The sequence below is a fragment of the Microseira wollei NIES-4236 genome, assembly GCF_020521235.1.
Lineage (GTDB): Bacteria > Cyanobacteriota > Cyanobacteriia > Cyanobacteriales > Aerosakkonemataceae > Microseira > Microseira wollei.
On the sequence record NZ_BLAY01000102.1, the window covers coordinates 17,210 to 35,990 of the forward strand.

Here is an 18,781-nt window from a genome sequence, read left to right on the forward strand (position 1 = left end):
AAGAGCAGTTCAAAACCTAATTGAAACTAATTTTGAGGCTGGAATCGCCGCAGGGGATCAGTTGCTAATGGTTCTGGCATTTAGCGTATTTCGCAAAAGGAGAGCATTAACTAATGGATGCCAAATTTGTTAACTACAAACCTCTGTCTTTGGGCATATTCTCGGCAATTTCCGCAAGTTTATTGCTGTTGGGGGGTATACCTGCCAATGCTCAGACTAATTCTGGCACTCTGAATCAGTCGCCCAACCAAACAGACAATCCAACTCAACTGAACAATCCGCAAACCGAATTAAATGGGACGCCAACTCAGCAATTGCAAACACCTACCCAACCTTCTGGTAATGTCACGCCTACTTCACCCAATCCCCTGAGTAGTTATTCGCCTAACCAAACGACGAATCTCTACTATGGTAGTCGGGGACAAACAGTCAGAGATGTGCAAACTTTCTTGAGCCAACAGGGATTTTATAATGGCCAGATTGATGGCATTTACGGCCCTGGGACGCGAAATGCTGTGATATCATACCAGCGGTCGAGAAATTTGGTTGCAGATGGCATTATTGGCCCCAGGACTTGGGGGACTATGCTCAACTCGCAATCTGAAGCATCGGCTTTTTAAACGGTTCGTCAGTTAGCGGACAACAGGGGGGCGGGTTTAGATAAACTGTTCCCCTCCTCCTACTACCACCTACATGGTTGGTAAAACCCGTCGATACTACGATTATTATTTGACCTGATAGGCCAATAACCTATCAGGTTTAATTTATACTCGATTCAGCAGATTTTTAAGGATTTATATAGAGCAAATTGCCAAGAAAAAAGCTGATAATCAAGGCGGCAGAATATCTGTCTGGTGACGAGCGTGTATGATACCATTTAACAGCGCAATAGGCTGAGTTTGATTCGGCTGAAACGAGCGAAAATCTAAAATCTAAAATGGTATGAGTCGCTTAGTTCCTTTTGATAACATCAGGGGTAGTCATAACAAAGCATTAGAGTGTCGCCCCGATGACTACCGTTCCTGGTATTTGCGGGGTAATTCGTTGCGGATGTTAGGGCGCTACACTGAAGCGATCGCTTGCTACGATCAAGCCATCGAACGCTTCTCGGATGATTACCGCGCTTGGTATCAACGGGGAAATGCTTTAGATAATCTCGGTCGCTATGGCGAAGCGATCGCATCCTACAATAAAGCGCTGCAACTGCGTCCCGATGATTACTGGGCTTGGTATCAAAAAGGACAAGTATATCGGAGTTTGGGTCGGTATCGCGACGCGATCGCATCTTACGACCAAGCAATTAAATCCTACCCCAAGGACTTTTGGGCATGGTATCGGCGGAGCGATGCCTTAAGAGAATTAGGGGATTATGAGCAGGCGATCGCATCCTACGACAGAGCGATCAAATCCAGACCTACGGATTATTGGTCTTGGTACTGGCGGGGCTACTCACTGCAAGGCAAAGGTAGGTATAGAGCAGCACTCAGTAGTTACGATGCGGCGATTGGGTACAAACCCGACGATTATTGGGCATGGTATCGGCGGGGCGATGCGATGGGATACTTGGGTTGGTATAAAGGTGCGATCAAAAGCTACGACAAAGCGCTAGAGATCGACCCCAACGCCGCCAGCGCCTGGTACGGGAAAGCTTGCTGTTACGCGCGACTAGGTTGGGTGAATCGGGGAATGGTTTGCTTGCAACAAGCGATCGCGATCGCTCCCAATCGCTACCAGGAATTAGCCAAAACCAACCCAGATTTTGAACGCCTTCGCCAGTAATAAAGAAACCGGGTTTCTAGGAAAAATAGTTGGTTTGGTGGCGAGAGATCTACCCAGAAACCGGGTTTCTAGGATCCTCGCGCGTCAGACATGTTTCTCCCTCTGCTTCTCCCTTACAATTATTAGCAAAACAACAAATCAGAGCAGGAGTTGGTTGCAAATGACGCTGATTCGCGTGCCAAAAACTTGGGAAATTCCAGAACGGGAAGTGACGCCAGCCAACATTTTTTTCAATCGGCGTCGCTTGCTCAAAACGCTGATGGGTGCAAGCATAGGAGCAACCATCATGCCGATTTTGGGTTGTCAGAAGTCGGAGGAAACAGACAAGAAGCTGGAGGAAACTTTAAAACTACCCAAAATCGATTCAGTTAAAAGCAATCCTAACTTCGCCAAAGTAGACCGCCCCATTACCGACGAAATCCTAGCCGGTAAATACAATAACTTTTATGAGTTTGGCGGCACAAAATCCATTTGGCAAGGCGCTCAAGCATTACCAACAGAAGACTGGAAAGTCGAAGTTAGCGGGTTGGTGAAAAATCCTCGCACCTACGATATCGACGATTTGCGGAAAAAATTTCCTTTAGAAGAGCGGGTTTATCGTTTCCGCTGCGTTGAAGCTTGGTCGATGGTATTACCCTGGGTTGGATTTCCCATGGGCGAATTAATTGCCGCTGTTGAACCAACCTCGCAAGCAAAATTCGTGCGCTTTACCTCTTATTACGATCCAAAAGTGACATATGGCCCGCTTTTGTCGTTCATGGAAAAACTACCTTGGCCTTATACGGAAGGGTTACGCATTGAAGAAATGGCGAACGAATTAGCGTTTTTTGCTGTGGGGATTTACGGTCATTTGTTACCAAAGCAACACGGGGCGCCGCTGCGAGCGGTGTTGCCCTGGAAATACGGATTTAAGGGAGCGAAATCGATTGTCAAAGTCGAGTTTGTTGACAAGCAACCGGCGACTTATTGGAATACTTTAGTGCCAAGCGAATACGATTTTGAGGCGAATGTTAATCCTACCAAGCCTCACCCCCGCTGGTCACAAGCAACTGAGAAATTTATCAGCAAAGGGCCGGATTTGTCTTGGGAAAAAATACCGACGCTGCCCTACAACGGTTATGGGGAATATGTAGCTAATCTTTACAAAGTTTGAGCCAATAGTTTGCAGGTAGTGAGAAACCGGGTTGGGGAGGCTTTCCCGTAAAAAACCCGGTTTCTTTTTTTAAACGAACCGCCATAGACACGAAGTGGCTTCCCGTAGGGTAGACGCCATAGACGCTTTCAGAGGCGCACTCGTTGAGTAGAACGCCAAGAAGGGGAGGAAGAGGATTTGGTATTAGAGCAGCGAGGGTGGCAATTGTAACAAAAATTTAATTTAATTTTCGTTTTAATCGGAGTTATAGTGATAATTATGGTTGGAAAAGGTGCATTTCTATCCTAGATCCTTGCTCGCATCTTATGGCAATACCTGCTGCTGTGACTAATGTCTTAGTGCGACTGCTGAATGCTTCTGCACAGCACCTTGGGGAAAGATTGGGACAAGCTTTTGGAGGAAAATCTTCTCAAGCACCTTTTTTGATTGAGCAGGTGAAGTCAGATCCGCGTTACTGGGAAGCACAGATTGAATATTTAAAGCGAAAACAAGCTAGAGAAAGGGAATTATTGAGTCTTTGTACTGCCAAAGTCGAGGGTCGAATTGCGCTACAAGAACAAGAACTGCAAGATAGACGGGAATTAAGCTTGCTGCAACGGGAATTGCTGCGGGAGTGGCAAGCTAAGGCAATTCAGATTAAGCTGAATGAAATTCAAATGCTTTGGCATAAAGATGCTTGGTTTTCTAATTTAAGTTTACCAGATACCGAGCAAATTTTGCAGCGACAGCAACAGGGATTTTTGTTGTTGGTTTCTCCCCCAAGAATTAGTAAATATTGTCCGGATTATTGACACAATAATCTGCAAATATAACGGCGGAAGGTGGGTGAATTTATCAAAAAAAAATGTTAATAAATAATTAACGCAAGTTGCTAGTTATATTGATTAGGGCTGCTAACAGCTGGCTAATAGCTAATGGCTGGTAGAACTCAAAAATATGCCCAGGATCAATTAGCAATTAGCCATTAGCAAGACCGAATTTTATAACTAGCAACTTGAGTTAATTAATGGCGGTTGAGTTTTACAGGGATTATTTTAAGGATTCTATTTCTGATATCGATGTCAAGCGGTTGCAGCAGATTTTAGCTTTCGTACCAACCGCAATTATTTATAGCGGTATTAGCGATTATGAAGTGAATTGGCGGGTAGGGTTTTGGGGGTGGCAAAATAATCAAGTTTTCCGACTTCCGACTTGGGCGTGGAATTGGGAGAAAGTTCAAGAAGAACTCGAAGCAAGTGGTTACGGAAAAAAAGAAAGCCTCCGCACAATTCGGGAGGTAATTGTCGGGATTCACAAGTTATTGGCAGCGTTTTTAGCGGATGGCTATTATCTTTATATCGAACAATATCGGAGGAGCGAGAATGGCTCAAACCTTATATTAAGGTTATTAAACAGATTCAGCAGCAGCAACGGGAAATTTATCAGCAGGAATTGAAAAAGCTAGCGCTTGTTGAAGCGGAACGGAGAGAGGAAGAAGCATTAAGGCAGAAAGCGGAAAAATGGAAATGCGTCGATACCCTTGCCGGACATTCTAACTGGGTTTGTGCCGTGGCGATTAGTCCGGATGGACAAATGCTTGCTAGCGGGAGTAGCGACAATACAGTCAAACTGTGGAATTTATCAAAGGGAGAGGAAATTTGTACGTTCAAAGGTGATTTAGAACGGGTAGATTCGGTTACGTTTAGTTTGGATGGAAGGACGCTTGCCAGTAGCAGTAGCGACAATACTGTTAAATTGTGGAATTTGAGAACTCAAGCGGAAATTTGTACGATTACCGGAAATATTAGCCTGGTTTTTCCGATGATTATCAGTCTTGATCGCCAAGAGGGGAAAAACGAAGATAAAACGATCAAACTGTGGGATTTGACAATGGGACAAGAGATGGGTCCGTTCAACGGCAATTCAAACCGGGGTTTTCCGTTTGTACTGAGTCCGGATGGAGAAACGATCGCTTCTAGACGTGAAGATAACGCGATCGCACTGTGGAATCTCAACACCGGACAGGAAATTCTGCCGCTATTAGGACATTCCCGCTGGGTTAACGCCGTCGCTTTCAGTCGGGATGGTAAGATGCTAGCAACTGCCAGCGTGGATGAAACGATCAAACTGTGGGATGGGAAAACCAGACAGGAAATTTGCACGCTTACGGGAGATTGACACTGGGTTAATTGTGTTACCTTTAGTGCGGATGGAAAAATGCTGGCAAGCGGCGGCATGGATCGGATGATCAAACTGTGGAATCTGAAAACCGGACAAGAAATTCGCACGATTAGCGGACATGCAGGAGGTGTGATTTCTGTGACCATGAGTCCGGATGGGAAAACTTTGGTGAGTGGGAGTACTGACGGTATTATTAAAATTTGGCGGATAAATTGAGGCCAAGGGTCAAGGGTCCTATTAACTTAGACCCCAAATCCTTTACCTTTATAGGCAGGGGTTAGGATCGAGGAAAGCGGATAATTCGCTGTCATCCTCTATAAGGCAGATTCATTCGTGGAAAAATTGCAGGGGAAGTAAGGAGAGAAAGGTTGCGATAATTGTTGCAAAAGGCAGGTTTCCAGAAAGGTGCGAGCCAACCGGATATTAGATACAATTCTAAAATTATACTAAGCTTAACAGGATTTGATTACCGCAAAATAACGACCGCCACCGCAGAAAAATATGTTGGGAAAACCCTATGAAGAAGACAATGGATTTAAAACCCGATGCGCGGGAAATCTGGAAAAACCGGGGAAATGGTTTGTATAATATGGGGCGATTTACTCAGGCGATCGCTGCCTACGACAAAGCGCTGGAATTAAAACCCGATGACTCCGAAACTTGGTACTACCGGGGGAAAGCACTAGCTAACCTGGGACGGTGGGAAGAAGCGATCGCTGGTTACGAAAAAGCAATTAAATACAAATGTGACGCTCCCAAAGCGTGGAACAAGCTAGGCGTGGCGCTGATGTTTGTAGGCAGATTAGACGAAGCGATCGCAGCTTACGATCGGGCAATTGAATGGGAATCCGACTTTGCCGAAGCTTGGTACAATCGGGGCGTGGCAATGGGAAATTTGGGACGATTAGATCAAGAATTTATCTCTTACAATAAATCTCTAGAATTTAAACCCGACTACCACCAAGCTTGGTACAACCGAGGCGTAGTGCTGCGAAATTTAGGACGCCTAAAAGAAGCACTCGCTTCCTACGATAAAGCCCTAGAATTCAAAGAAGACTATTATAAAGCTTGGAATAACCGGGGTATGATTCTGTTTAGTTTAGGAAAGTTCGACGAGGCACTTGAGTCTTACCATAAAGCCGTAGAACTAAAACCAGACTATTACGAAGCTTGGTATAATCGGGGAGTGGCACTGAGGCAGTTGGAAAAATTTACAGAAGAGGTCGCTTCCTACGATAAAGCGATCGCCAGCAAACCCGATTATTACCAAGCTTGGAATAACCGGGGGATGGCGCTGTGGAATTTGGGACGCATGAGTGATGCGCTCGCGGCGTTCGATCGAGCAATAGAATATAAACCAGACTATTACCAAGCGTGGAATAATCGAGGCAACATCCTGAGAAATATGGGACGCCTAGAAGAAGCGATCGCGGCATTTGATAAAGCGATAGAATACAAGCCAGAATCCTACGCCGCTTGGTACAATCGAGGCGTGATTCTAGGAAATTTGTCACGGTTTGAAGAGGCAGTAGCGGCTTACAATAAAGCAATCGAATACAAACCAGATTATTATCCAGCCTGGTACAATCGGGGCGTGATTCTGGGAAATTTGTCGCGGTTTGACTCAGCAGTAGCGTCTTTCGATAAAGCCGTTGAATTAAAACCAGAAAAATACGAAGTTTGGTATTATCGGGGCGTGGTACTGGGAAATTTGGGACGGTTTAACGAAGCGATCGCTTCGTTTAATAAAGTCGTTGAAATCAAACCAGACCATGACGAAGCATTCTACAACCTGGGCATTGCCTTGGGAAATTTGGCACGGTTTAAAGAAGCGATCGCAGCTTTCGACAAAACCCTAGAATTTAAGCCAGATAAATACGAAGCTTGGTACTACCGAGGCATGGCTCTAGGAAATCTATCGCGGTTTGATGAAGCAATTGCTTCTTTCGATAAAGCCGTTGAATCCAAGCCAGAATACCACGAAGCCTGGTACGATCGGGGGATTACGCTAGGAAATTTAGGGCGGTTTGACGAGGCGATAGATTCCTACAATAAAGCGCTGGAATTAAAATCGGACTTGCATTCAGCTTATTATCTAAAAGCTCGCTGTCATGCAGTACTGGGTCACACCGATCGGGCAATCGAAAACTTAGAACAAGCAATCAATTTAAACCACCAACAATACCGAGAAATGGCAAAAACTGATGCGGATTTTGACAGCATTCGCTCAGAGGTACGGTTTCAAACATTGATGCAAAAATCGCCTAGTGAGGCACAAGATAAAACAGAAAACAAAGCGCTATGAAGAAACCGATTAAGTTTAAACCAGGGGATTACAAAACCTGGTACAATCGAGGGATAGCACTAAAGAATACGGGAAAGTGGGCAGAGGCAATACGTGCTGAAGCACACGCTTTATCGAACGCAGCGTTCGATAAAGCGATCGCATCCAAAACCGACTACGACCAAGCTTGGCAAAACCGGGGAATCGCACTTAGCGATTTGGGACGATTTGAAGAGGCAATTGCTTCTTACGATATGGCGTTAAAGTTCCAACCGGGGAATCGGGAAGCTTGGTACTATCGAGGGGTGGCGCTGAAGAATTTGGGACGGTTGAATGATGCGATTGCTTCGTTTGATAATGCGATTGTCTGGAAAGCAAACTATTACCAAGCTTGGAATAATCGCGGGGTAGCGCTGAAAAGTTTGGGACGCCTCCAAGATGCGATAGCTTGCTTCGATAAAGCGATTGAATCGAACTCCAAATATCACCAAGCTTGGAATAATCGAGGCTTGATTCTCAACGAATGGAAACGGTTTGAAGAAGCACTGACTTGCTTTGATAAAGCGATTGAATTTAATCCCGGCGATCATAAAGCTTGGTACAATCGCGGTGTGACTTTAGGGCATTTAGGTCGAGAGTCAGAAGAAATCACCAGTTTAGATACCGCATTGAGCATTCAACCAGATTACTATCTAGCTTGGTATAACCGGGGAAGAGCGCTGGAAAATTTAGGCCGTTTAGAAGCATCCCTTGCGAGTTACGATAAAGCGATTGAATTAAAATTCGACTACTACCAAGCTTGGGAAAATCGCGGATACGTCCTGGGAAGTTTGGGACGGCATAAAGAAGAAATTGCTTGCTACGATAAAGTCTTGCAAGTGCATCCAAATTACCATATGGTCTGGAACAATCGGGGCATTGCGCTGATGTATTTAGCGCGATTTGATGAAGCGATTGCTAGCTACGACAAAGCTATAGCACTTCAACCCAATTATTACCCAGCTTGGTACAGCAAAGCTTGCTGTTATGCGTTGCAAGACAATGTAGAATTAGCTATTAAAAGTTTGCAAGAAGCTATTCAATTAAATCCAGAAAAATGTATTGAAGCTGCAAAAACAGACTCATATTTTGGCGGTATTCGCAAAGATGAGCGATTTCAGGCGTTGCTGCAAAACTAAAGAGCAGCTTAGCCATTAAGCTAAGCTGCTCTCGCAACGAATCTTCAATTGCTTATCATTTCACCTTAAAGTTCAACTCAAATCCTTAAAAAAGACCCAGCAGGATGAGGAAAGTAAAGGCGCACAACACCAAGAAGATTGAAATCAGGATGTTGGCTATACTGTGGTCATGGGTCATCGTTTCATGTGTTTTGTCTGTCATAAGAATCTCCACACAAATTTCAAAAAGCTTGGATTTAATTATAAAAGGCCGTTTCCAGGCTTGGGTCGATCGATTAAAATAGTTTTCAAATATTCATTTCACTTCAAGAAAAAAGCTGGTTTTATTAAGTTTTGTATCTGAAAAAATAGCCGGTTTTCAATTTTATTCTACAGGAATCCCTTGCCATCAGCATGATAATTTTTCATCTACTATAAAAAATGAGCATTATTACTTAAGAGAGATGAAATTTTTATATGTAACAAAAGAATAAGCAATCTCTGCCTTTAGGTAGAGGCGCAGAGCAATCGCTGAACGGCATTTTGGACGATTGTTGGTCAATTCATAACGGGTTTCACCCTCACCAAAAGTTGCCCAAATTTGGGCGATCGCTCCAACAGGTGAGGGAAAAATATCGTGTCTAGAATTAGCCGCAGAAGCACTGCTCCTTGCTCTGTGGGTAAAGGGGATATTTCGTGAAAATTGGTTCCGACAGAGGCTTTTAGAGCCTCTGAGGCAGAGGGTTTTTGTTTTTTGTTGCCGACTCGGTATCCCATCCCCGATTAATTCACCAGCATTGTATTGACGTTAAATCCAAAACTAACTTAGAAAACTGTTATGACCGAATTGCTTCAAAACGTTCTCAACAGCGATGAAAAGAAAGACCTGCAACAGTTGATCGCCGATTTGCGCCATCAAGACAAGCGATACTTATTGCGAAACGACATTCTGACGGCTTTTTCTACCTACTGCAAGAATCACAATAAGCCGGAACATTTTTACAATGCTTCCCATTTAGGCCGGTTAATTTATTATACCCAGGAAATTATTTTAGAAAAAGGCAGTCTCTGCCTGATCGTCCGGCCTAAAATTGCCTCGCAAGAAATCTATCGCCTGACAGATGAATTGAAATGCGAACCGATGACAGTGCAGCAATTGCTTGACGAACGCGACTTGCTGGTTAACCGTTTTCATCCCGAAGAAGGCGACCTCTTAGAACTAGATTTTGGCCCCTTTTACGACTATTCGCCAACGATTCGCGACCCCAAAAACATCGGCAAAGGGGTGCAATTCCTCAACCGTTTCCTATCGAGCAAATTGTTTGAAGACTCGCGGCAGTGGTTGCAAGCTTTGTATAAATTTTTGAGCCTACACTCTTACAACAACCAACAACTGTTGATTAACGATAAAATTCAATCGTGTCAGCATCTTTCTGACCAAGTTAAGCAAGCTTTGACCTTTTTAAATTCGCGTCCAGATAACGAACCTTACGAAAAATTACGGTTTGATTTGCAAGCAATGGGGTTTGAACCGGGGTGGGGAAACACTGCCGGACGAGTGGGGGAAACCCTGGGACTTTTAGACGAATTGATCGACTCCCCGGATCACCAAACCCTGGAAGCATTTTTAACCCGAATTCCGATGATTTTTCGCATCGTTTTGGTATCTCCCCACGGTTGGTTTGGGCAAGAAGATGTGTTGGGGCGTCCCGATACTGGCGGTCAAGTCGTCTACGTTCTCGACCAAGCTAGAAGTCTGGAACAGCAAATGGAAGAACATATTAAATTGGCTGGTTTAGATGGTTTGGGCGTGGGTGCCAAAGTGATTATTCTCACCCGTTTAATTCCCAACAATGACGGCACTCGCAGCAACCAACGGTTAGAAAAAGTTTACGAGACAGAAAATGCCTGGATTTTGCGCGTTCCTTTCCGGGAATTTAATCCCAAAATCGCTCATAACTGGATTTCGCGGTTTGAGATTTGGCCTTATTTAGAAACCTACGCCATCGATGCAGAAAAAGAATTGCTGGCAGAATTTGAGGGACGCCCCGATCTAATTGTTGGCAATTATTCTGATGGAAATTTGGTAGCGTTTCTGCTGGCACGCCGCCTCAAGGTAACCCAGTGCATCATTGCCCACGCTTTAGAGAAATCTAAATATCTGTTTAGCAACCTCTATTGGCAAGATTTGGAAGAGAAATATCATTTTTCCCTGCAATTTACCGCCGATTTGTTGGCGATGAATGCGGCGAATTTCGTCATCAGCAGTACTTATCAAGAAATTGTCGGAACGCCGGATAGCGTCGGACAGTACGAGTCTTACAAGTGCTTCACAATGCCAGAGTTATATCACGTCGTGAATGGGGTGGAATTGTTCAGTCCTAAATTCAATGTCGTGCCGCCTGGAGTGAACGAAAATGTGTATTTTCCCTACACTCGAATAGAAGACCGGAATGAAAGCGATCGCGCGCGTCTAGAAGCAATGCTTTTCACCCAAGAAGATCCGACACAAATCTTTGGCAAACTCGACGATCCCAACAAGCGACCCATCTTTTCAATGGCACGCCTCGATCGGATTAAAAACCTCACCGGATTAGCAGAATGCTTTGGGAAAAGTAAGGAATTGCAAGAGCATTGTAACTTAATTTTAGTAGCAGGTAAATTGCGCGTCGAGGAATCGGGCGATAACGAAGAACGCGATGAAATCATCAAACTTTACCGGATAATTGAAGAATACAATCTCCACGGTAAAATCCGCTGGTTGGGCGTGCGCTTACCCAAAGGCGAATCCGGGGAAATTTATCGCGTCATAGCAGATCGTCAGGGAATTTTTGTGCAACCAGCATTATTTGAAGCGTTTGGTTTGACAATTTTAGAAGCGATGATTTCCGGTTTACCCACCTTTGCGACTCAGTTTGGCGGCCCGCTGGAGATTATTCAAGATAAATTCAATGGATTTTACATCAATCCGACGCATTTAGAGGAAACGGCGGCGAAAATATTGGCGTTTGTTACTGAGTGCGATCGCCATCCCAAATACTGGCAAGAAATTTCCCAGCGAGGTATCGAACGAGTTTACAGCACCTATACCTGGAAAATTCACAGCACCAAACTGCTATCCCTAGCCAAAATTTACGGGTTCTGGAATTTTACCTCCCAAGAAAACCGCGAGGATTTGTTGCGCTACGTTGAATCGCTGTTTTATTTACTTTATAAACCCAAGGCGCAACAGTTGTTAGAGCAACACATGCATCGGTAATGGGTAATTGGTAATTGGTAATTGCTAATTGCTAATTGCTAATTGCTAATTACTTTCTTCGCGTTTCTTTTCTTTTACCTATGTGTTGGGAGTAGTAATTGCCCACCTGCTCACCTGCTCACCCGCCCCTTGTGACACTTGACCGACTGGCACCGATCCCAAGCGGGCTGGAGAGTTTTCATCTTTTGAGGATGAAGCGCTCGCTGGTATTGAAAAATCGCTCCTCAAGGCCACCATAACCGATGACCCATGACCGATGACCGATTCCATGTCACTTGAAAAACTGGTAGCGATCGCACCAAAATCTCCAACTAGAATTCTAGATTGGAATTCAAGAGATTCCCAGGAGTTGAAATGTACATACCAGAACTGAAACGAGAAATCCAACCCGAATATGTAAATGGGTTAATAGCATTTATTGATTATGCTAGAGATGTTTCTAAAACAGATTACGTTTTCGATATGTCGGAAGCCTTTCGCCATACCGATAGCAATAAATTGGCAACCGAGTATATGAAATCTCTACCGGGCGTTCAACAACTTATTGCAGAACGTTATCTAGCCGCCACTCCGGATATGGAAGCATTGCTAAAATTACCGGAAGATTCCCTGGGTTATGTTTTTGCTTACAAGATGAAGGCAGCTAATTTTGACCCAGAGTTTTATCGGAAAATTCTGGTTCTAGACGATACAACCTACCTAGCATTACGCATCCGGCAAACTCACGATATTTGGCATACAGTTACGGGTTTTGGCACCGACGTAGCGGGAGAAGTAGGTTTGCAAGCATTTTATCTAGCTCAAACTCATGGCCCTTTATCGATGGCTATTATGGCAGGATTCATTTTGAATACGTTGCTTAAGTCCTCCCAAGATTTGACTCACATTATGAATGCAGTCAGTCAAGGATATAGCATGGGGATAAAAGCTAAACCTTTCCTAGCGCAAAAGTGGGAAGAATGTTGGGAAAAGCCTTTAGCAGAATTGCGGTCAGAATTGGGAGTTGAAGCTGTTAGTTAATATAGCGGATTGCAGTCCCATGAGGTACAGCGCACGTTTGTGTAGCGGCAGCATTAATGCTGCCGCTACACAAACGAAGCCTTAAGGCTTTCCCTCACACGAAAAGCAATCTGCTGTAATAGATCTAGTAAGGGCATTAAAACAGGTTTGTAGTTGCGCTTTAGCGCTGTCTTCGCTTGATTTGGCGAAGACAGCGCTACTACAAACCCAATTATAGCGGATTGCAGCCGTATGAGGTACGGCTTCGTTTGTATAGCGGCAGCATTAATGCTGCCGCTATACAAACGAAGCGCCAAAGGGCTGTACCTCACTCACTTGCAATCTGCTGTAAATGTGCCAGTTGCGTAAGTCCTGACCTTGAAGCGATCGCTGTTTCCAGTCGATTCAGAAACCAGGAAACCTACGGCACCCGCCAAACTTTGATAGTGCCGTCAGAACTAGAACTGACGAGGGTTTTGCTATCGGGGGTGAAAGCGATCGCACTAACTCCACGAAAATGACTTTTGAGCGTGGTTTTCAACTGTCCAGTTTGCAGGTTCCATAGCTCAATAGTGCCGTCATAAAAACCAAAACTAGCGAGAGTCTGACTATCCGGACTGATAGCAATAGTTGCCTCACGTAACCAAGTTTGTTGCTTAACCGGGATTGTTCGCAGCAATTCACCAGTTTGTAGGTTCCATAGTTCGATGAAGTCTGCTGTTTTGTATGTTGTGGTTGAACCGATTTGGCTTTGTACAATCTCACCCGTACTAGCAAGAATCCGACCATCCGGACTGATGACGATGGAGTTAACCCTACTCAAACTCCCGGTAAGCGTATTTCTCAGTTCTCCAGTTTGCAGGTTCCATAACTTGATTGTGCCACCCCTATAGCTCCACGAGTTGAAACTGATGAGAGTTTTATTATCTGAACTAATAGCGATCGCTTTATCCCCGATACTGATTGTACGTATTAGTTCTCCCGTTTTTAGATTCCATAGCTTGGCAGTATTTCCACTACGCATAATTGTTGCGTATCCCGCTTGCTCGGTTATCATTTCTAAACCGCTAGTGACCAGAATCTGACCATTCTGGCTGATGGTAATAGAATCTCTCAAAGAATATTCCCCGGTATTAATGCTACGCAGCCATTCTCCAGTTCGCAAGTTCCATAACTCAATTGTTTCCAAACCCTTATTAACGAGAATCTGACCATCTGGGCTGATGGCTGTGGCTCTATGAATACTAAAGTTATCAATGGGGATACTTCTCAGTTTTCCTGTTTGCAGGTTCCACAGCCTGATATCATTCATAAAGTTACTACTAATCAAAGTTTGACCATCTGGGCTAATGGCGATAGTACCAAAAGGAAAATCACCTTTACTTTTACTAAGGGTGCTTTTCAGTTTTCCTGTTTGTAAATTCCACAGCTTGATACCATTATTGTAGTCACTACTAATCAAGGTTTGACCATCTGGACTTATTACAATGCTAGAATTAAACGTAGATGAATCATTGCAAAGAGTGTGTAATAGTGGAGCCTTTGGCCTAGAATTGCAATTCCAGAATCTTGCAACAGGTGAGATTATTTTCCCATCTAGGTAGGGATAAAAATAACGGAAAGAAAAAATAATGTCAGATAAACTGAACAAGAGAAATCCCGTCATTACTAACACCGCTATGATTCGCCAACGGATTCTATTTTGAGCCTTTTTCGACAAAATGTTCTGACCCGTTTTATTTTGAAGCCGAGCGGTTGGTGTAGTAGTTTGGACTCGAATACTCTGTGAAGCAGGCGATTTAAAATGGCTTTCAATTTTTTCTAGACAATGCAAAATTTCTTTTGTATCTTGAGGCCGATTTCCAGGCAGGGGAGCCATTAGGTAATTAATCAAATCTGCTAAGGGTTTTGAGACATGCTTGGCACCGTTGCGCCAGAGCAAATTTCCTTGGGAATCTTCAGCAAAACTATTTGGAGGTCTACCTGTCAGCAAGTGAACAAACCTGCGTCCCAAAGCATAAAAATCTGATTGCGGCATCGCTCTACCATCCACTTGCTCTGGAGGCGTGTAACCCGCCGAAACCAACCCCGTTACCTGATGTGCCCCACCAATTCTAGCCAGATAGGTGCTAGTAACTTCTCTCGCCGTGCCAAAATCAATCAAGACCAATTGATCTCTCTTATTTCCTAATTGGCTGGAGGAAATAGAAGGAGTACGCAGCATGATATTGGTTGGTTTAATATCCCGGTGAAAATACTGCTGCTGATGAACTTGACCTAAAATTATTGTTAATTGTTTTAACCAAGCAATTGCTTGCGCTTGACTAATGGGTTTATAGCTCCGCTTTCTAAGCAATTCTAGTAAATTCACACCCTCGATTTTTTCCATCACCAGGCAGTGCAATGGCTCGGTGCTATCTTTAGGTTGAAAAGTAAAGTATCCCTTTGCCTCAACTTTGGGAATTCCTGGATGGCGCAACTGACTTAAAACTTTAGCTTCTTGCTGGAATAGAGAAACGGCTTTGGGATCGTTGTTGCTCAAAACTTTCAATACTTTAGGCGTACCACCATCATCCACTTCAAAGGTTTTACCAAAACCACCTTCACCTAGAAATCGAACAACTCGGTAGCGACCTTGCAGCAATAAATCAGAACCGCAGTGACAGCAAGTTTCGCTGTTAGCATTTAATCGTTCAGCGGAGTTAGAACACTTGGGGTTTAGACAGTAACTCACGGCAGATTAATTCATCTACAGGACTTACGTAAATTCAAAGCTAAGATGCAACCCCTGGTAGTAAGTAGGTGCAGGTAAATAAAGTGAAAATAGTTATCTAAGCATAGGGCGGGCAGAATGCCCACCCCACAAGAATTTCAGATCTCTTGTGGGGTGGGCGTCCCGCTTGCCCTGTGTTCAGTTTATTTATACTCACCTACTTAGGGTAGGCAATGCCGCCCTACTGCTCACCAAGATAACTTCGCGCAATTATCTACCAGGTCAAAAATTTACATAACTTAATCATGACTTACGCTCACCCATCCGGGTTTCGATGAAAAATCGTCGATTTGGAACGAGAGATTGCAGCAAGAAACCCGGTTCCTAGGTTCCGAAGAGCGTAAGTTCTGTTAATTCCAACTGCGATCGCTCGTGACTTTAAAAAATACTCTACCTGTTGAGAGAGTTATATAACTTAATCGCAACAGCAATAGCGCCCCCTAACCCTGCTAACAGCGCTAAGCGCCTCCAACGGTTTTCCTCTACCGAATCACCAGAAGCAAGCACCTGGGAAATTAAACGCCGTACCTGAAGATTCATTGGTGCCAATCGACTTAAAACAGTTGATACAGCACTCGGACTTAAAACAGTTGGTGCTACAGTTGAGGAAAGATTGCGTTCAATTTGATCTAATCTTTGCAAAATTATCTTGGCATTTTGAGGCCGACCGCCTGGAAACGTTGCCATTAAATTATCAAGTAAATCTGCGAATGGCTCGGACACCTGCGAGGCACTATCTCGCCAGATTAACTTGCCAGTCCGAGTATCTGTAGGCAAATTAGAGGGATGTTTACCCGTCAATAAGTGAACAAAAGTACGACCAAGGGCATAAAAATCAGATTGGGGTACGGCTCTACCATTAAATTGTTCAGGAGGAGTATAGCCTGCTGAAAAAATTCCCGTGACATCCTGTTTCCCGCTGACTTTTGCTAAGTAGGTCGCCGTCACTTCCCTAACAGTGCCAAAGTCAATCAAAACCAGTTGATCCCCCCATGCCCCCCTTAATAAGGGGGGTTGGCTAGCCCCCCTTAATAAGGGGGGTTGGGGGGATCGCAGCATGATGTTAGATGGTTTAATATCCCGGTGAAAATAGTTCTGCTGGTGGACAAGAACTAAAATTTCTGCCAGTTGTTTTAACCAAAAAATTGCTTGGTCTTGGGTAATCGGTTGATAGTCTGGTTGTGCGAGCCAATCTTGTAAATTCAAGCCTTCGACTTGCTCCATTACTAAACAGTGCAACGGCTGTTTGCTGCTTTTGGGCCAAAAGGTGAAATATCCATCTGGCTCTACTTTGGGAATACCGGAATGCTGTAACCGACTCAAAACTTGTGCTTCCTGTTTAAATAGATCTACTGCTTTTGGGTCGTTTTGCAACAGAACTTTTAAAACTTTCGGCGTTCCCCGGTCATCGGCTGCAAAAGTTTTGCCAAAGCCGCCTTCACCCAACTGTTGCAAGACTCGGTATCGTCCTCGCAATAACAGTGCAGAACCGCAGTTTCGACAAATAGGATTGTGGGCATTTAATGAGTCATTTGGTTTGGGACAGTTGGGATTAATGCAGTAGCTCATCGCTGATATCCATTTTGCTCAATTTCTTGAATACACCACAAAATTTCTTGAGCATTTTGCGGACGCTTGCCTGGAAGCGGTGCCATTAAGTAATCAATCAAACCAGCTAGCGACTGGGAGACTTGCGGTGCTTGCTCTCGCCAAATCAACCGATTTGTGGCGACATGTTGGGGAAATTTGAGCGGATGTATTCCTGTCAGCAAGTAAACAAATGTGCGCCCAAGGGCAAAGAAATCTGATTGCGGTACTGCCTTACCTTCTACTTGTTCTTGGGGCGTAAAACCTGGTGACATCACCCCAGTAACATTGTTGCCTTCGAGTTTGAGTTTGTAGGTTTCTGTGACTTCTCGTACCGCACCAAAATCAATCAATACGAGTTGATCCCCCCAACCCCCCTTGCTAAGGGGGGCTAAGAGAGATTCGTTGCCAAGGGGGCAACCCCCCTTGGCAAGGGGGGCATGGGGGGATCGCAACATAATGTTGGATGGCTTGATATCCCGGTGAAAATAATGCTGTTGATGAATTTCTTGTAAGATTTGAACCAGTTGCTTTAACCAAGCGATCGCTTGCTCTTGCGCCATCGGTCGATCGCGATGCTGATGCAGCCATTCCTCTAAGTTCAATCCGGCGATTTTCTCCATCACCAAGCAGTGCAGGGCGGCTTTGCTTCTTCTGGGAAAAAAGGTAAAGTATCCATCGGGTTCTACTCTAGGAATTCCTGGATGGCGCAGGTAACTCAATACTTCTGCCTCTCGTTGAAATAAGGCGATCGCTATGGGATATTCGTTGATTAATACTTTCAAAACTTTCGCCGTGCCGCTATCATCTACCTCAAAGGTCTTACCAAAGCCTCCTTGACCCAAAATTTTCATCACTCGATAGCGTCCGTCCAGTAGTAATGAAGAGCCACAATACTGGCAGAACAGGCAATTATCGGGGTTTTGCGGCTGCGGGCATTTGGGATTAATGCAATAGATCATCGATGGCAGCAAGCTAGTTTTATTCCCAATATATATGCCCAAGGCTAGATGCCAAAGCGATCGCTGTTATTTTTAGCATTATCAGGACTTACGCAAAGAAACAAAGGGCGATCCGAAAAATCGTTGGTTTGCCAACCACAGATATGCCTCCCAACGCTAGCGCGAACGACGGTCTCACCTTTGTTTCTTTTCTCGTCGTGCGTAAGTCCTGTAAAAGCTGGGAAATTTATTTCTGGGCTTTCTGGGTGTTAGCTTCCCCTTCTTCCGCATTCCTCAATAACGAATTTGTAGGGTAACGGTAGCTTCGACTCGCTGTTCGCCGCCGATCGCGGGGGTGGAAGCTGGTACTCCCACGGAAGCTGCCCTAAATTCAGCTACAGGTGAGGGTGGTGGGGGTGCAAAAGCATTGTTAATTTGGATGCCAATCACCTCCTGACGCGATAGGTTCAAGGTGCTTAAAACAACATCGGCTTGTTGTTGGGCTTCTTGGGTTGCTTCCCGCAGAGCTTGTTGTCGGGCGGTAGCGATCGCATCGTCACTAGCGACAAAACTAATCCCGTCGATGCGCGTCGCCCCGGCATTAACGGCTTCATCTAACAAATTTCCCACTCGCTGGGTATCGATGCGAAAGCTCACCGTGTTGACGCCTGTGTATCCTGTCAGGCGCT

15 protein-coding genes and 2 pseudogenes are annotated in these 18,781 nt (G+C 44.6%); 12 read left to right on the top strand and 5 right to left on the bottom strand.

The window, feature by feature from the left end; translation table 11 throughout:
* Positions 1-113: 113 nt before the first annotated feature.
* From MiSe_RS29125 to MiSe_RS29175, 12 genes and pseudogenes are all read left to right on the top strand, one after another.
* On the top strand, positions 114-620 hold the full coding sequence (locus MiSe_RS29125) for a peptidoglycan-binding protein (protein ID WP_226587058.1): 507 nt from the start codon (positions 114-116) through the stop codon (positions 618-620).
* 322 nt (positions 621-942) lie between these two features.
* Positions 943-1,779 (top strand): tetratricopeptide repeat protein, encoded by an 837-nt coding sequence (locus tag MiSe_RS29130; protein WP_226587060.1) that lies wholly within the window; start codon positions 943-945, stop codon positions 1,777-1,779.
* A gap of 160 nt (positions 1,780-1,939) precedes the next feature.
* Positions 1,940-2,932, top strand: coding sequence for a protein-methionine-sulfoxide reductase catalytic subunit MsrP (gene msrP, locus MiSe_RS29135; RefSeq protein ID WP_226587062.1), 993 nt, complete (start codon positions 1,940-1,942; stop codon positions 2,930-2,932).
* A 305-nt stretch (positions 2,933-3,237) separates the two neighbouring features.
* Complete coding sequence (locus MiSe_RS29140; RefSeq protein WP_226587063.1) at positions 3,238-3,723, top strand: hypothetical protein; 486 nt, start codon at positions 3,238-3,240, stop codon at positions 3,721-3,723.
* Between the two features lie 215 nt (positions 3,724-3,938).
* Positions 3,939-4,367 (top strand): hypothetical protein, encoded by a 429-nt coding sequence (locus tag MiSe_RS29145; protein WP_226587065.1) that lies wholly within the window; start codon positions 3,939-3,941, stop codon positions 4,365-4,367.
* The gene (locus tag MiSe_RS29150) at positions 4,364-5,089 is read left to right on the top strand and encodes a WD40 repeat domain-containing protein (protein WP_264196718.1); all 726 of its coding nucleotides are present in this window, start codon (positions 4,364-4,366) and stop codon (positions 5,087-5,089) included. The genes MiSe_RS29145 and MiSe_RS29150 overlap by 4 nt, the downstream gene beginning before the upstream one ends.
* 12 nt (positions 5,090-5,101) lie before the next feature.
* Positions 5,102-5,161: pseudogene (locus MiSe_RS51255) on the top strand (hypothetical protein); the annotation flags it as partial.
* On the top strand, positions 5,156-5,308 hold the full coding sequence (locus MiSe_RS29155) for a WD40 repeat domain-containing protein (protein ID WP_226587077.1): 153 nt from the start codon (positions 5,156-5,158) through the stop codon (positions 5,306-5,308). The pseudogene MiSe_RS51255 and the gene MiSe_RS29155, both read left to right, overlap by 6 nt.
* 301 nt (positions 5,309-5,609) lie before the next feature.
* Positions 5,610-7,397 carry a tetratricopeptide repeat protein gene (locus tag MiSe_RS29160; RefSeq protein WP_226587066.1) on the top strand — a complete coding sequence of 596 codons (1,788 nt, stop codon included), beginning with the start codon at positions 5,610-5,612 and terminating at the stop codon, positions 7,395-7,397.
* A complete protein-coding gene (locus tag MiSe_RS29165; protein ID WP_226587070.1) occupies positions 7,394-8,554 on the top strand; it encodes a tetratricopeptide repeat protein in 1,161 nt (386 codons plus the stop codon). The genes MiSe_RS29160 and MiSe_RS29165 overlap by 4 nt, the downstream gene beginning before the upstream one ends.
* An 817-nt stretch (positions 8,555-9,371) precedes the next feature.
* The gene (locus MiSe_RS29170; RefSeq protein ID WP_226587072.1) at positions 9,372-11,792 is read left to right on the top strand and encodes a sucrose synthase; all 2,421 of its coding nucleotides are present in this window, start codon (positions 9,372-9,374) and stop codon (positions 11,790-11,792) included.
* 354 nt (positions 11,793-12,146) lie between these two features.
* Complete coding sequence (locus tag MiSe_RS29175) at positions 12,147-12,812, top strand: Coq4 family protein (RefSeq protein ID WP_226587073.1); 666 nt, start codon at positions 12,147-12,149, stop codon at positions 12,810-12,812.
* Between the two features lie 400 nt (positions 12,813-13,212).
* Here MiSe_RS29175 and MiSe_RS29180 read toward each other — a convergent pair whose 3' ends face one another.
* The 5 genes and pseudogenes from MiSe_RS29180 to MiSe_RS29195 all read right to left on the bottom strand — a co-directional run.
* Positions 13,213-15,525, bottom strand: a complete 2,313-nt coding sequence (locus MiSe_RS29180) for a serine/threonine-protein kinase (protein ID WP_226587074.1) — start codon at positions 15,523-15,525, stop codon at positions 13,213-13,215.
* Positions 15,526-15,954: 429 nt separating this feature from the next.
* The gene (locus MiSe_RS29185) at positions 15,955-17,133 is read right to left on the bottom strand and encodes a serine/threonine-protein kinase (protein WP_307731558.1); all 1,179 of its coding nucleotides are present in this window, start codon (positions 17,131-17,133) and stop codon (positions 15,955-15,957) included.
* A complete protein-coding gene (locus MiSe_RS29190) occupies positions 17,130-18,005 on the bottom strand; it encodes a serine/threonine protein kinase (RefSeq protein WP_264196719.1) in 876 nt (291 codons plus the stop codon). Before MiSe_RS29190 ends, MiSe_RS29185 begins: the two co-directional genes overlap by 4 nt.
* A gap of 36 nt (positions 18,006-18,041) precedes the next feature.
* Positions 18,042-18,113, bottom strand: a pseudogene (locus MiSe_RS52985) (4-Cys prefix domain-containing protein); the annotation flags it as partial.
* A 273-nt stretch (positions 18,114-18,386) separates the two neighbouring features.
* Positions 18,387-18,781, bottom strand: a 395-nt coding sequence (locus MiSe_RS29195) for an SIMPL domain-containing protein (protein ID WP_226587075.1), incomplete at its 5' end; no start/stop codon positions are given.

Bases quoted from the DNA above. Each gene is read 5' to 3' on its own strand.
- MiSe_RS29145 (WP_226587065.1), top strand. From the start codon at position 3,939: ATGGCGGTTGAGTTTTACAGGGATTATTTTAAGGATTCTATTTCTGAT.
- MiSe_RS29160 (WP_226587066.1), top strand. From the start codon at position 5,610: ATGAAGAAGACAATGGATTTAAAACCCGATGCGCGGGAAATCTGGAAA.
- MiSe_RS29190 (WP_264196719.1), bottom strand. From the start codon at position 18,005: ATGAAAATTTTGGGTCAAGGAGGCTTTGGTAAGACCTTTGAGGTAGAT.
- MiSe_RS29130 (WP_226587060.1), top strand. From the start codon at position 943: ATGAGTCGCTTAGTTCCTTTTGATAACATCAGGGGTAGTCATAACAAA.
- MiSe_RS29125 (WP_226587058.1), top strand. From the start codon at position 114: ATGGATGCCAAATTTGTTAACTACAAACCTCTGTCTTTGGGCATATTC.
- MiSe_RS29175 (WP_226587073.1), top strand. From the start codon at position 12,147: ATGTACATACCAGAACTGAAACGAGAAATCCAACCCGAATATGTAAAT.
- MiSe_RS29185 (WP_307731558.1), bottom strand. From the start codon at position 17,133: ATGAGCTACTGCATTAATCCCAACTGTCCCAAACCAAATGACTCATTA.
- msrP (WP_226587062.1), top strand. From the start codon at position 1,940: ATGACGCTGATTCGCGTGCCAAAAACTTGGGAAATTCCAGAACGGGAA.
- MiSe_RS29165 (WP_226587070.1), top strand. From the start codon at position 7,394: ATGAAGAAACCGATTAAGTTTAAACCAGGGGATTACAAAACCTGGTAC.
- MiSe_RS29140 (WP_226587063.1), top strand. From the start codon at position 3,238: ATGGCAATACCTGCTGCTGTGACTAATGTCTTAGTGCGACTGCTGAAT.
- MiSe_RS29155 (WP_226587077.1), top strand. From the start codon at position 5,156: ATGATCAAACTGTGGAATCTGAAAACCGGACAAGAAATTCGCACGATT.
- MiSe_RS29170 (WP_226587072.1), top strand. From the start codon at position 9,372: ATGACCGAATTGCTTCAAAACGTTCTCAACAGCGATGAAAAGAAAGAC.